Source organism: Chryseobacterium subflavum (genome assembly GCF_055762745.1).
In genome coordinates this window covers 296,228-310,195 of sequence record NZ_JBVTMR010000004.1, presented here as the reverse complement: position 1 = coordinate 310,195, position 13,968 = coordinate 296,228, and the positions used below count along the sequence as shown (strand labels likewise).

Genomic DNA, 13,968 nt, shown 5'->3' with positions numbered 1-13,968 from the left:
TGAATAGAGCTGCTTAAGTAAAGATAAAATTTGATTTCACTTTCAAATCAGCTCATTTCAAATGTTCAATTTTTTAATGTCCGAATGCTAAAATCAAAGCTCCGGTAACAATCAGGTTCAAAACAGCCAATGGAATCAAAGTTTTCCATCCTAAGTGCATCAGCTGGTCATATCTGAATCTCGGTAGCGTCCATCTGATCCACATAAAGATCAGAATTCCGATAATGGTTTTAACTAAAAACGCTCCGATACTTAATATTCCTGCAATATTTTCTCCCCAGTTTTGTGTTACCCACTCAATTCCCGGATAGTTATAACCACCAAAGAAAAGAACAACCATAAATGCGTTGGAGATAAACATATTTACATATTCTCCGAACATGTATAAACCTAATTTCATGGAGGAATATTCCGTAGAATATCCTGTCACAAGTTCGGATTCACACTCCGGTAAATCGAAAGGGTGTCTGTTCGTTTCTGCTAATGCAGCAACAATAAAAATAAGGAAAGCCAACGGTTGATAGAAAATATTCCAGTTCATCCCGTCAATGTGGATAAGTCCCCACAGTTTTCCTGTTGTTTGAGCTTCAGTAATTACTTTTAAATCTAAACTTCCTGTCATCATGATGATAGAAAGCAGCGCCAATCCCATTGCCAATTCATAAGAGATCATCTGAGAAGAAGCACGGATAGCACCCAATAATGAATATTTATTATTAGAAGCCCAACCTCCGATCATGATCCCATAAACCCCAATGGAAGCCATTCCGATAATGAAAAGTACACCGACATCAATGTTAGCCACCTGAAGGTCGTAAGACATTCCTCCGATATTTAAACTTTTCCCCCAAGGAATAACAGCTCCTGTAATTAATGAAATAAACATCACCAAAGCAGGTCCCAATACGAAAAGGAATTTTTCTGCATTGGCAGGAGTAAAGTCTTCTTTAAAGAAAAACTTTCCACCATCAGCAAGAGGCTGCAGCAATCCGAAAGGTCCGGCTCTGTTAGGCCCGATTCTGTCCTGCATGATAGAAGCAACCTTTCTTTCTGCCCAGGTAGAGTAGGCCGCTATCGTTAGCGAAAGCAAGAAAAGCGCTAGTACAAGTATCAATTTAAATGTAATTAAATCCATTTTTATTATAGATGTTAGATATGAGATGTCAGATGCTAGATTTCAGATCTTTAATCTGATGTCTGTAGTCTGATATCTGAAATCTTATTAAAGTTATTTTTCGTCTTTTTCACTGATTTCTTTAGCCATAGGATTGTCTAAAACTCTTAGCTCATCCTTAGGTTTTTCATAATGGTTGAGTGAAATCACAGAATGTCTGTCGATATGTCTTGGACCTTCAATATTCCAGTCTTTCAATTCTTTTCTTTCAAAACGACATGTATCACAGATAAATTCTTCAACTTCTCCCCACTGGTCTTTTCTGGCTGTAACCCTTACCACTTCATCTCCTTTCAACCATACAACTGCTTTTCCAGAACACTTGTCACATTTACATGAAGCATTCATCGGGTTGGTAAACCAAACTCTGCTTGCAAAACGTGCGGTTCTGTCTGTAAGAGCTCCTACCGGACAAACGTCGATAACGTTCCCAATGAAATCATTATCCAAAGCTTTATTTAAATAAGTCGAGATTTCTGCGTGATCTCCTCTGAAAAGAATACCATGCTCTCTGGTTTCAGTAAGTTGATTCGCTGTAAGAACACATCTTGCACAAAGAATACAACGGTTCATATTCAGCTTGATATGTGGTCCCAGGTCATCCGCTTCGTAGGTGTTTCTTTCAAACTCCGTTCTGGTATTTTCCACACCATGTTCATATCCAAGATCCTGAAGATGACATTCTCCAGCCTGATCACAAATAGGGCAGTCCAGCGGGTGGTTAACCAATAAAAATTCAGTAACGGCTTTTCTACCTTCTTGAGCTTTATCAGAAGTAAGATTTTTCACTTCCATTCCGTCCATTACATTGGTTCTGCAGCTTGCCACCAGTTTTGGCATGGGACGAGGGTCCGCTTCAGATCCCTTAGAAACTTCTACTAAACAAGTTCTGCATCTTCCTCCACTGGTTTCCAACTTGCTGTAGTAGCACATTGCCGGAGGTACAGATTTTCCACCGATTTGTCTTGCTGCTTCCAGGATGGAAGTCCCAGGCAACACTTCAGTAGTCTGTCCGTCTATCGTTATTTTGAATTTTTTAACTTCTTCGCTCATATTATACGCTTTAAGCTTTCTGCAATAAGCAATAGGCTTTATTAATTATATTTTTTCGTATTAAATGTATATCCAATTCCGGCAAGGACTTGTCCAAAAACGAAATCTTGTCGTGCTTTATCTGGTTTATTATTCAACGTGGTTTTAATATCCCACATATTGATATATCCAAATTTTCCTTCCAGTCTTGCCATCCAGTGATTCCAGAACACAAGGTTTAAGCTGGTTCTTACATCAGTTCCCATACCGGCAACGTGAAAACGGTCACTCCTTTCATTCCCAAAAAGTCTTACGTTACTTTTGGGAAACATTACCCCAATTCCTGCTCCATAAGACCATACCAGGTCAATATTTTTCTTATTGATAAGGCTCTGGTATCTTTCAAGACCTAAGTTTTCATAGTTAAGTCCGTCCGTATGTTCGAAAGTAAGGAACTTTTCATCTGCCAGGTTTACCTGCCCGTTTTGAACCATACCTGCATATGTAGGATCTGAAATATGTCCCTTAAAATTAACGGTTTGGTTCTGATCCATAACATACTTCATATGATCAATCCCAAGAACAAGCGCTAAATTATCTTTTATGAAATAACCAGCTCTGAAGTTGTACTGAACCACTGTAAACCACGTAGGATCAAAATATACAATTCCAAATTTTGTAGGTCTGTCATGAGCGGATACATTATTCAGCTGAAAATTATAACCATTTCCTGAAAAATTGATATCAGAATTACTGAAAGCAGCTCTGTTCCAGCCAAAGAAAACAAACATCTGACCTTTTTTGGATAGAGGGTCTGGTTTTTGTTTTTTTGGAGTTGCACCTGTAAATGTTTCCAGATTTCTTTCCACACTTAAAGTATCTTTTTCTTTTTGTCCGAAAACAAAACTCGACATCATTACGCCGATCACAAACAACTTCTTCATTTATACATTTTTTTCAACAGCCGGAATAGGATCAGCATAATTAGCCAGACCATAATTTTGAGTTAAACATAACTCTGGATTTTTGATATGCCATTCAAATTCATCTCTGAAATGGCGTATCGCTGCTGCAACCGGCCAGGCTGCGGCATCACCTAAAGGACAAATGGTATTTCCTTCGATTTTTCTCTGGATATCCCAAAGCAAATCGATGTCTTCCATCTTTCCTTGTCCGTTTTCAATCTTTTTCAATATCTTATACATCCATCCTGTCCCTTCACGACAAGGTGTACACTGTCCACAACTTTCGTGATTGTAGAATCTCGCTAAAGTCATGGTATGTTCCACGATGCACTGATCTTCATCTAAAACAATGAAACCTCCTGAACCCATCATGGTTCCGGTAGCAAATCCTCCATCTGCTAAGGATTCATAGTTCATATATCTTGGTTCTCCGTTTACTGTTCTCAACAATAGGTTGGCTGGAACAATAGGAACCGAACTACCACCAGGAATACATGCTTTTAACCTTTTTCCGTTTGGAATACCTCCACAATATTCATCAGAATAAATGAATTCTTCCACAGTGATCGTCATATCAATTTCATAAACTCCCGGTTTATTGATATTTCCACATGCAGAAATTAATTTCGTACCTGTAGATCTTCCCACTCCGATTTTTGCAAATTCAGCACCGGTAATATTAATGATCGGTACCACAGCTGCAATTGATTCCACGTTGTTAACAACCGTAGGTCTTTCCCAAAGTCCTTTTACAGCCGGGAATGGTGGTTTCAATCTCGGGTTACCTCTTTTTCCTTCCAGCGATTCAAGCAATGCTGTTTCTTCACCACAGATATAAGCTCCACCACCTCTCTGAACATAGATTTCAAGATCGAAACCTGTTCCCAAAATGTTTTTACCTAAAAATCCTGCTGCTTTAGCCTCTTCAATAGCTTCTTCCAAAATATCCGGGATCCATGAATACTCTCCACGGATGTAGATATAAGAAACATTTGAGCCTAAACAGAACGAGGAGATAAGCATTCCCTCAATCAATAAATGAGGAATAAATTCCATCAGATATCTGTCTTTAAAAGTTCCCGGTTCAGACTCATCTGCATTCACTACAAGGTGTCTTGGAACTCCTTCAGGCTTTGCCAGAAAGCTCCATTTCATCCCCGTAGGGAATCCTGCACCACCACGACCACGAAGTCCTGAAGTTTTTACTTCTTCCAAAATTTCATCGGGTGTCATCTTCAAGGCTTTTTCAGCAGCTTCGTAACCTCCCTGTTTGCGGTATGTTTCGAAATAGCGAATACCTTCTATATGTGCATCTTTAAGTAAAAGTTTTTTACTCATCGTATATTTTAATTAATCCAAAGCGATTTGTCCCTCTCTGCAAAGATCAAGGATTTCATCTACTTTTTCTATCGTTAAATTTTCATGAAAGAATTTCCCCAACTGCATCATCGGTGCATATCCGCATGCACCAAGACATTCAGCAGGTTTTAAAGTGAACATACCATCTTCAGTCGTTTCACCGTCCTTAATGTTCAGTTTAGTCCTGATATGATTCAGGATCTTTTCACTTCCGCGAACCATACAAGGTCCGGTTCTGCAAACTTCCAAAACATATTTACCAACCGGTTTCATATTGAACATGGTATAAAAAGTAGCTACTTCATATACTTCAATTGGCGTAATACTCAATAATTCAGCAACGTAATCCATTACCGGGACATCCAACCATCCTCCAAATTCTTTTTGTGCTAAATGCAGAACAGGAAGAAGGGCAGACTTTTGTCTTCCTTCAGGATATCTTGCGATAATTTTATGTACTTGTTCTAAACTTTCCGGTTTAAAAGCTATTGTTTCGCTCATTTTCTTTAATGTATTATTGTACAATGTACAATGTACTAATGACTTATTTTATTTTGGTCATTGTAAAAAGTCATAAATACATTTTACAATGATACTTTTTACATTTTATGCGTCTAATTCTCCCGCAATAATATTCATACTACACATGGTTACAATGGCATCAGAAATTACAGAGCCTGTAATCATTTCCGGATACGCCTGGTAGTAGATGAAACATGGTCTTCTGAAGTGTAGTCTGTAAGGACTTCTTCCTCCGTCACTCACTAAGTAGAATCCTAATTCTCCGTTTCCTCCTTCTACAGCATGGTATACTTCTCCTTTCGGAATTTCGGTTTCTCCCATTACAATTTTGAAGTGATAGATCAAGGCTTCCATTTTGTTATAAACGTCAGCTTTTTCAGGAAGATAGAAATCAGGAACATCAGCATGGAAATCCCCTTCCGGAAGATTGTTATATGCCTGCTCGATAATTTTAATAGATTCCCAGATCTCCTGTTGACGAACCATGAAACGGTCGTAGGTATCACCAGCTGTTCCTATAGGAATGATAAAATCAAAGTCCTGGTAAGAAGAATAAGGTTGTGCTACCCGAACATCATAATCTACACCTGCAGCACGTAAATTAGGACCTGTAAAACCATAGCTTAAAGCTCTTTCAGCTGAAATTGCTCCCGCACCAATGGTTCTGTCCATGAATATTCTGTTTCTTTCCAAAAGCTGGCAGAATTCAGCAAACTTCTTAGGGAAAGTTTTTAAGAAATCTTTGATCAGTTCATGACATTTCGGTGTAAGATCTCTTTCGAAACCTCCGATTCTTCCCATATTGGTTGTCATTCTCGCACCGCAGATCTGTTCGTAAATATCATAAATACGTTCTCTTTCGATGAACATATAAGTAAGTCCGGTAATTGCTCCAGAGTCCATACCAGTTACTCCGTTACAGATCAGGTGATCCCCGATCCTTGCTAATTCCATAAGAATTACCCGGATATAATCCACACGCTTTGGAACTTCAATTCCTATCAGTTTCTCAACCGTCATATGCCAGCCCAGATTGTTAATCGGAGCAGAACAATAATTCATACGGTCGGTAAGGGTCGTAATCTGGGTATAATTTCTTCTTTCAGAAATTTTTTCAAATGCCCGGTGGATGTAACCTACGGTTTGCTCAGCATGAAGAATTCTTTCCCCATCCATCGTTAAAACGTTCTGGAAGATCCCGTGAGTAGCAGGGTGAGTCGGACCTAAATTGAGGGTGTACAACTGACCGTCAATCTGCTCCTTACTTTCGTATTGGTTAAGTATATTAGATAATGAGTTATCTTTCATAATATATAATTGATAATTGATAAGCGATAATTGATCATTAACCAATCATCAGCAATCATTATTTTTATTTTATCTTCCGAACATGCTATCGTTCTTGTCGGTTCTTGTACCATCCTCAAGACGATATTCCTTCAGCATCGGGTGGTAACCAAGATCTTCCATATTTAAAATAGGTCTCAGATCCGGATGTCCCTTGAATTTGATTCCAAAGAAATCATAGGTTTCCCTTTCCATCCAGTTCGCTCCGGCATATAGATCTGTAAGAGAGTCTACCTCAATGTTCTCTCTGGACATAAATACTTTAAGACGGATTCTGAAATTCGTCATCATATTATGTAAATGGTAGACTACGCCGATTTCTTTCTCCGGAAATTCAGGATAATGAATTCCACAAATATCTGTAAGGAAATTAATTTCTAAAGACGAATCCTTAAGGTAATGAATCACTTTTTTGATGTCATCTTTCTTCACTTCAACGGTAAGCATTCCATAAGGCTCTGAACTGGAAATTACAGTTTCAGGAAACTCCCTGGTGATTGCTTCTAATACAAATTCGTTCGTCATTTCCGTTTAGTTGCTTATGTTGTAAGAGTCTAATAAATTCTGATATTCAGGCATATCTCTTCTTCTGATGCTTTCGCTTTCTGCAAGAGCCTGAACCTGCATTACTCCTTCAATGATCTGCTCCGGTCTTGGCGGGCATCCCGGAACGTATACGTCAACCGGAATAATCTTATCGATTCCCTGTAAAACAGAGTAGGTGTCAAAAATACCACCGCTGGAAGCACATGCTCCTACAGCAACCACCCATTTTGGCTCAGCCATCTGAGTGTACACTTCTTTTAGGACCGGGCCTAATTTCTTGGATATAGTTCCACAAACCATCAACATATCTGCCTGTCTTGGAGAGAAAGAGTTTCTTTCCATTCCAAATCTTGAAGCATCATATGTTGGGTTAAGAGTCGCCATAAACTCGATACCACAACAAGAGGTAGCAAATGGTAACGGCCAAAGAGAAAACTTTCTTGCCATTCCGATTACACTGCTCAGTTTCGTTGCGAAAAATCCTTCTCCTTCAAATCCTTCGGGAGCAGGTGCATCTGTTCTTATTACTGGTTTTTTATCTGACATTTTATTAAATATTTAAAGATTAAAAATTTAGAAGTTTAAAAGCATGATAAAGCTTTAAATCCATCAAATAATTAAATCTTTTTAATGTTAAAATTTATTTATCCCAATCTAGCGCGCCACGTTTCCATACATAGATAAAACCTACGAAGAAAATAGCCACGAAGGTAAGGACTGCAAGGAATCCTTCGAATCCGAATTCTCTGAAGTTAACGGCATATGGATAAAAAAATACGATTTCGATATCGAATAGAACGAACAAGACAGCCGTAAGGAAATATTTGATCGAAAAAGGGGTTCTGGCATTTCCTTCAACAGGAACACCGCACTCCCAACTTTGATTTTTCACAGAATTTCCTTTCTTCTGACGAGGTCCTAAGAAATGCGCTCCAAGCAATGAAACAGCTACAAAACCAATGGCAACGGCAGCTTGGATAAGGATCGGAATATAACTTTCAGGTAAATTCATTTTTGCATTATTATCTCAATTTGCAAATTTAGCGAATAAACAAGAAAGCATGAAATTAATAACCTTAAATGTGGAGTTAAAATGGGAAAAACCGGTAATTTAGAATTAATAAAAATAACGGTTATTTCTGCATTTTTTTGAGTAAAGAGTAAGCCATAAATGAAATATAACCGAAAAGGATACTGGCGTAAATAATATTGATTACCGTGTTTGTTTTATCGTCTCCGTTTTGGAAAAAAAAGTTGTAAATAATAAACCCGGCAATTAAAATAGCGAAGACGATGAGATGTGGTTTCATAGGAGAGGAGTTATGCGTTTGAGTAATTAATTGTGAGTGACGAGATTCGGGATGTGAAATTCGATTTATGGATGTATGTGTCGATGTTCAGGATTTAAAATCATTGGTTTAAATTATCAAATTGAAAATCCGGTAACACGAACCTCGTACCTTATCAGCTATTGATCTTCAGTGAATAGGTTCTCCTTCTTTTATGATTAACCGGATTGTAATCCTGCCAAAGCAGTTGCACACTTTTGTTTTCTTCCAGTTCCGGATTGGTTTCTGCAAATTTGATTCCCATACTGGTAAAACGAACGAAAATTTCCTTAAAAATAATAGCCGTAACCCCTCTTCTCTGGTATTCCGGATGAATACCGATAAGATAGAAATTAGCGCGGTCATTCTTTTTACCGGCCTGTAAAAAATGCCACCACCCGAAGGGGAATAGTTTACCCTTTGATTTCTGTAACGCTTTCGAATAAGAAGGCATCGTGATTGCAAAAGAAATCAGCTGATCATTTTCATCAACAACGCAGATCACGTAGTTTTTATCGATAAACGGGAAATATTTTTCTCTGTATGTTTTGATCTGTTCGTCGGAAATAGGAGTATATGTGGAGAGGTGCTTATAAGTTTCATCCAAAAGCTTAAACATAGGCTCCACATACGGAAGAATTTCCTCTTTAGATTTGAAGTTCAGGACTTTCAGTTTATATTTTTGAGCGATCAATCCACTGAATTTTTCTACTTTTTCAGGAAGGACTTTAGGGAATTCCATTTCAAATTCCACCCATTCCTTTTCCTTGGTAAGGCCAAGACTTTCAAGATGTTTAGGATAGTAATCATGATTGTAAATTCCGATCATGGTCGCCAGTTTGTCAAACCCCATGGTCAGCATTCCTGCTTTATCCAGGTTAGTGAATCCCATAGGACCTTCGATCATGTCTATATGATGCTCTTTTGCGTAGTCAATTGCTTTTTGGATCAATGCTTCAGAAACCTCTTTGTCATCGATGAAATCGATCCACCCAAAACGAACTTTTTTTATGCCCAGTTCCTTTTCCTCCTTGTGATTGATCATCACAGCAATACGTCCCACTACTTTTTTGTCTTTATAGGCAAGGTATTGTTTTGATTCCGAGTAATTCAGTGCTGGATTTTCTTTGGCGTCCCAGATCTTCATTTCATCTTTGATAAATGAGGGTACATAGTAAGGATTGTTTTTATACAAATCCATGGGGAACATCACAAACTGTTTTAATTCGTTCTGGTTTTTTACTTCTAGAATTGAAACTTTAGACATGGTTTTTCTGGGGTAATTAAAAGGCAAATATAAATAAATAAAATGTAATACTTTGGCACAGTTTTTACATCTTACAGGTTAAAAAATATCTATAAAATTTTATTAAAATGATTGGTTATTATGTAATTATTGGGATTACAATGCTGGTGAGTTGGTATGTTTCATCAAAGTTGAAATCCAAATTTGAGTATTATTCCAATGTACACCTTCGAAATGGCCTTTCAGGAAAAGAAGTGGCTGAAAAAATGTTAAGAGATAACGGAATTAATGATGTTCAGGTAATTTCGGTTCCCGGACAATTAACAGATCACTATAATCCAGCAGATAAAACGGTCAACCTTTCGGAAGGGGTGTACATGCAGAGGAATGCAGCGGCAGCCGCAGTGGCTGCTCATGAATGCGGCCATGCAGTACAGCATGCAGTAGGGTATTCCATGCTTCAGATGCGTTCAAAATTAGTTCCTATTGTGAATATCAGTTCTAATTTAATGCAGTTTGTCATTTTTGCAGGTATTGCCATTATGGCTGCCAGCAGAACAATTGAGAATCCCAATGGGAATACAACCGTCCTGGCAATTGGCGTAGCCTTGTTTGCCGTGACTACTTTATTTGCTTTTATCACCCTTCCTGTAGAGTATGATGCCAGTAACAGGGCGATGAAATGGCTTAAAGATACAGGGACTGTAACTCCTGAAGAATATGTAGGAGTACAGGACAGCTTAAAATGGGCTGCCAGAACCTATGTAGTTGCAGCTATCGGATCACTGGTACAACTTCTTTACTGGTTGTCGATCCTGATGGGTGGCCGAAGAAATTAATCTTTAAATGTAAAGGATACATATTGCATCTCGGATAATTTATCTGAGATGTTTTCTTTTTGTGCCGTTTTTAAAGAAGCGGTAAGGATGCAGTTTTCATTCGCATCAAAGTTCAGGACTTTTGCATCGAATTTTGACAACAGGGTGAAAATGGTGTTTTGCTGATTAAAATTAAATCGGATTTCAACTTCTGTTTCCAGTTCCCGTGTAATGATATTAGCTTCTTCAAGGGTTAACTTTGCAGACTCTTTATATGCTTTTACAAGACCTGATACGCCCAGTTTAGTTCCTCCATAATAGCGGACTACAATAACGAGAACATTGGTGATCTCATGGGCTAATAGTTGATTGTAGATTGGTAACCCAGCACTTCCCGAAGGTTCCCCGTCATCATTTGCGCGGTAATTTTCACCATGAAGACCCATCCTGAAAGCGTAGCAATGGTGTGTCGCTTTAGGATGCTCGGTTCTTACTTTTTCAAGCGCGTCCTTAAGTTCATTTTCGTTCGCAACGGGATAAGCAAATCCGATAAATTTGCTTCCCTTTTCCTTGATTAAGGTGTTTTCGATGGGTTTATCAATGGTTTTGTATTCGTGCATCATTATGGCCGGCTTTAAAAGTACAAAAGTATAAAATGCTTTAGTTTGAAACCCCAATAGACTTTTATAATTTAACTACGGGTTCAGTTTAAAACGGTTACACCATACGGGACGTATGAAAAGCTATCGTATTATCTCTTACGGTTTCGGTTTTAAAAGGTTCTGAATGGAATTCAGGGGCTTGTGTTCCCTTTTCAAGGATGAGATTTTCATTTTTGATAACGATAGCTTCGTCCCAAAGGTTGGCATCAATGAATTGCTGAAGGGTAAAACGCCCTCCTTCTATAATAACGGATTGGATCTGCTCCTGATACAGGATGTCCATCAGGTCGGAAATGAAATCATCCTTTCTGATTTTGATCCAGTGGATATTTTCTTCGTTTCCTTCTTTGATAGAATTAAGAACCAACGTTTTGGCTTCTTTGTTGAAAATCTTAAAATTATCAGGGACTTTCAGGTTGAGATCTATTAAAATTCTGACAGGATTTACTCCTTCAACATTTCTTACGGTAAGGCCGGGATTATCGTTAAGAGCGGTTTGTGTACCTACTAAAATGGCATGTTCATCAGCTCGTAGTTGATGGACAAACTGATTGACCAGTGAATTTGAAATTGAAGTCGGTTTAAAATCTTTATCTAAAAATCCATCCTTTGATTCAGCCCATTTTAAAATGATATAAGGTCTTTTCTTTTCATGGTACGTAAAGAATCTTTTGTTCAACTCAACAGACTCTTTTTCAAGTATCCCTGAAACGACTTCTATTCCGGCATCCTGAATGATCTTTTTGCCTTTCCCGTTCACTTTGTCATGAGAGTCCATCGCTCCGATTACCACTTTTTTGAATCCCAGTTCTTTGATCTTTAATGCGCATGGTGGAGTTTTCCCGTAATGAGCACAGGGCTCAAGAGATACGTAAATGGTAGATTCAGGAATAAGATCCTTATTGATTACGGAATTGATTGCATTGATCTCTGCATGAGGTTCTCCGGCTTTGTGATGATAGCCTTCTCCAATAATTTCGCCGCTATGTACAATCACACTTCCTACAAGAGGATTAGGATATGTTCTGCCCAAAGCTTTTTGAGCGAGCTCGATACATCTTCTTATGTATAATTCGTCCTGCATAATATAAAAAAGGCGAAGACAAATTTCTTTGCTTCGCCTTGGGTGTTATTTTTTTATCTGTTATTCTCCGACAATAATGTTGTGAAGATTCTGTTTTAAAGTTTCCAGATGAGCTTTCTTCTCATCAATCGTGTTGAACGTATCTGCTAAAAGAGGATTGTCCCTTGAAGGTTTATTGAAGAATGAAAGGTTGTTCTCTAATTTAACGATTTCTGATTCCAGGTCAGAGATCTGGCTCTTCATTTTTCTTGCCTTATCGGTTAATTGATTTTCAGAAAGACCGTCTTCTTTCAACTCCAGTTCATTGATCTTATTCAGCTTTAATTTTTCTCTTAAAGTCTTGTTGAATTCGGAGTTGATAGAGATCTTATCTCTAGGAACTTTTCCTACATTATTCCATGCTGTTTTTATCGTCTCTATTTTTTCAATACTTCCTTCATCGTTAGAGATCGTTTTCAGCTCTTCAAGAAGCTCTTTTTTCTGTTTGTAGTTCTCCTTCCAGTTATCTGTAGATGCATTGCTTTTTTCTCTGTAGTTATTAAAGAAAGTATTGCAGGCATCACGGAACTCATCCCAGATCTTGTTGGTCATGCTTTTTGGAACATGGCCGATTTTTTTCCAGTCTTCCTGAAGCTTTTTAAATAATGGAACGGCAATATCCCATTCTTCATTATTCATATTGTCCTTGGCAGTCTGGATCAGTTTTAATTTTTCCTCCAGATTGGTTTGCTGAGAACCCTTCAAAGATTTATAATAATTGTTCTTTGTCGTATTGAAATTCCTTAGAGTGGTTTTAAAATCATTCCAGTTTTGGTTGGATAACTTTCTTGGAACACTTCCCGTTTTCAAAAACTCTGAACGGAGATCCTCAACTCTTCTGATGGCATTTTGCCAGTAATTGTGGTTAGGAGTTTCCGCAGGTTCGGATAATTTCTTTATCTCTTCGATAATCTTGTTCTTCTTTTCAAGATTGTCATTCTGTTCAGTTTCTATGGCTGCGGAAAGCTCAGATTTTCTTTCGTGTATCTTATTCGAAATTTCTTTGAACTCTTCCCATGTTTTTTCACGGAATTCTTCTGCTACAGGTTCTGCCTCTTCTTTCCAAAGCTTATGAAGATATTGCAGCTCATTCAGCGCTTTTTGAATAACGGGCTCATTTTCCAGTTCTTTAGCACGGGCAATAATATGCTGTCTTTTTTCAAGATTATGACCATATTCCTGCTCCAGAAACTCTTTATTTAAATCCAGCATTTGATAGAATTGATTCAGATGGTGGAAATAATTATTGTTAAGGATTTTAAATTCAGATTTTGCTACCTGTCCCGCGTTAGACCAGTCTTCTTTAATCTCACGGATCGATTTGAATAAATTGGTATTGGGTTCGGAATTGGTGTAAAGGTTTTTAAGCCTTTCAATAATTCCCTGACGATGTTCCAGATTCTTTTTTTGTTCTTCCTCCAGTCCTTTCTGGAAATTGTCATGCTTTTCTCTGAAGATATTAACCAAAGCTGAAAGCTTAGATTGAGAAGGGTGCTCATAGCTGAAATTTTCAGGAGCATTCCCGGCTTCTACATATTCGTGCTTTTTGTCCTCCACTTCATCATGGATGTAATGACTTGCTTTTTCTTTTAACTGGTTGAATTTTTTTACATCCTCGCCCGCATTAGGAGCGTTGATGATTTTTTCCATTTCCTTCAATGCATCAGCCAAAGAAATATCAGTATCTGCTTCCTCTTCCAGATGTTCAGCATCATCATGCTGGTTTTCTTCCTGAGGTACAGTGTTTTCTGAAGTTTCTTCATTTGATCCTTCGATAGAATTTTTACTTTCTTCGTTTTCAGAAAGGTTATTTTCTGTTGTCATAGCAAATCTTTTATGTGAATGG

The 13,968-nt window shown here is 38.0% G+C and carries 14 protein-coding genes; 1 reads left to right on the top strand and 13 read right to left on the bottom strand.

Annotation, left to right across the window (positions count from 1 at the left end; translation table 11 throughout):
• Positions 1-73: 73 nt before the first annotated feature.
• The 10 genes from nuoH to AC0INN_RS18805 form a co-directional block, all read right to left on the bottom strand.
• Positions 74-1,135, bottom strand: a complete 1,062-nt coding sequence (nuoH, locus tag AC0INN_RS18850; RefSeq protein WP_172283664.1) for an NADH-quinone oxidoreductase subunit NuoH — start codon at positions 1,133-1,135, stop codon at positions 74-76.
• Positions 1,136-1,228: 93 nt separating this feature from the next.
• Positions 1,229-2,227, bottom strand: a complete 999-nt coding sequence (locus AC0INN_RS18845; RefSeq protein WP_172283666.1) for an NADH-quinone oxidoreductase subunit G — start codon at positions 2,225-2,227, stop codon at positions 1,229-1,231.
• Between the two features lie 41 nt (positions 2,228-2,268).
• Entirely contained in the window at positions 2,269-3,150 is an 882-nt protein-coding gene (locus AC0INN_RS18840) for a hypothetical protein (RefSeq protein ID WP_172283668.1), read from the bottom strand.
• On the bottom strand, positions 3,151-4,509 hold the full coding sequence (gene nuoF, locus AC0INN_RS18835) for an NADH-quinone oxidoreductase subunit NuoF (RefSeq protein WP_172283670.1): 1,359 nt from the start codon (positions 4,507-4,509) through the stop codon (positions 3,151-3,153).
• A 12-nt stretch (positions 4,510-4,521) separates the two neighbouring features.
• Positions 4,522-5,031: an NADH-quinone oxidoreductase subunit NuoE family protein gene (locus AC0INN_RS18830; RefSeq protein WP_172283672.1), complete on the bottom strand. Its 510-nt coding sequence runs from the start codon at positions 5,029-5,031 to the stop codon at positions 4,522-4,524.
• Positions 5,032-5,136: 105 nt separating this feature from the next.
• The gene (gene nuoD, locus AC0INN_RS18825) at positions 5,137-6,360 is read right to left on the bottom strand and encodes an NADH dehydrogenase (quinone) subunit D (protein ID WP_273650696.1); all 1,224 of its coding nucleotides are present in this window, start codon (positions 6,358-6,360) and stop codon (positions 5,137-5,139) included.
• 69 nt (positions 6,361-6,429) lie between these two features.
• Positions 6,430-6,924, bottom strand: a complete 495-nt coding sequence (locus AC0INN_RS18820) for an NADH-quinone oxidoreductase subunit C (protein WP_172283676.1) — start codon at positions 6,922-6,924, stop codon at positions 6,430-6,432.
• 6 nt (positions 6,925-6,930) lie between these two features.
• On the bottom strand, positions 6,931-7,491 hold the full coding sequence (locus tag AC0INN_RS18815) for an NADH-quinone oxidoreductase subunit B (protein WP_172283678.1): 561 nt from the start codon (positions 7,489-7,491) through the stop codon (positions 6,931-6,933).
• 94 nt (positions 7,492-7,585) lie between these two features.
• A complete protein-coding gene (locus AC0INN_RS18810; RefSeq protein ID WP_172283680.1) occupies positions 7,586-7,957 on the bottom strand; it encodes an NADH-quinone oxidoreductase subunit A in 372 nt (123 codons plus the stop codon).
• Between the two features lie 452 nt (positions 7,958-8,409).
• Entirely contained in the window at positions 8,410-9,540 is a 1,131-nt protein-coding gene (locus AC0INN_RS18805; protein WP_172283682.1) for a GNAT family N-acetyltransferase, read from the bottom strand.
• A gap of 107 nt (positions 9,541-9,647) precedes the next feature.
• On the opposite strand from AC0INN_RS18805, the gene AC0INN_RS18800 reads away from it, so the two are divergent.
• Positions 9,648-10,358 (top strand): zinc metallopeptidase, encoded by a 711-nt coding sequence (locus tag AC0INN_RS18800; RefSeq protein ID WP_172283684.1) that lies wholly within the window; start codon positions 9,648-9,650, stop codon positions 10,356-10,358.
• Here AC0INN_RS18800 and AC0INN_RS18795 read toward each other — a convergent pair.
• The 3 genes from AC0INN_RS18795 to AC0INN_RS18785 form a co-directional block, all read right to left on the bottom strand.
• The gene (locus tag AC0INN_RS18795) at positions 10,355-10,957 is read right to left on the bottom strand and encodes an IMPACT family protein (protein ID WP_273651080.1); all 603 of its coding nucleotides are present in this window, start codon (positions 10,955-10,957) and stop codon (positions 10,355-10,357) included. The two genes, AC0INN_RS18800 and AC0INN_RS18795, sit on opposite strands and share 4 nt — an antisense overlap.
• Before the next feature lie 97 nt (positions 10,958-11,054).
• Entirely contained in the window at positions 11,055-12,083 is a 1,029-nt protein-coding gene (gene ribD / locus AC0INN_RS18790; RefSeq protein ID WP_273650697.1) for a bifunctional diaminohydroxyphosphoribosylaminopyrimidine deaminase/5-amino-6-(5-phosphoribosylamino)uracil reductase RibD, read from the bottom strand.
• Between the two features lie 60 nt (positions 12,084-12,143).
• Positions 12,144-13,946 carry a DUF349 domain-containing protein gene (locus AC0INN_RS18785; RefSeq protein WP_273650698.1) on the bottom strand — a complete coding sequence of 601 codons (1,803 nt, stop codon included), beginning with the start codon at positions 13,944-13,946 and terminating at the stop codon, positions 12,144-12,146.
• Positions 13,947-13,968: the final 22 nt, after the last annotated feature.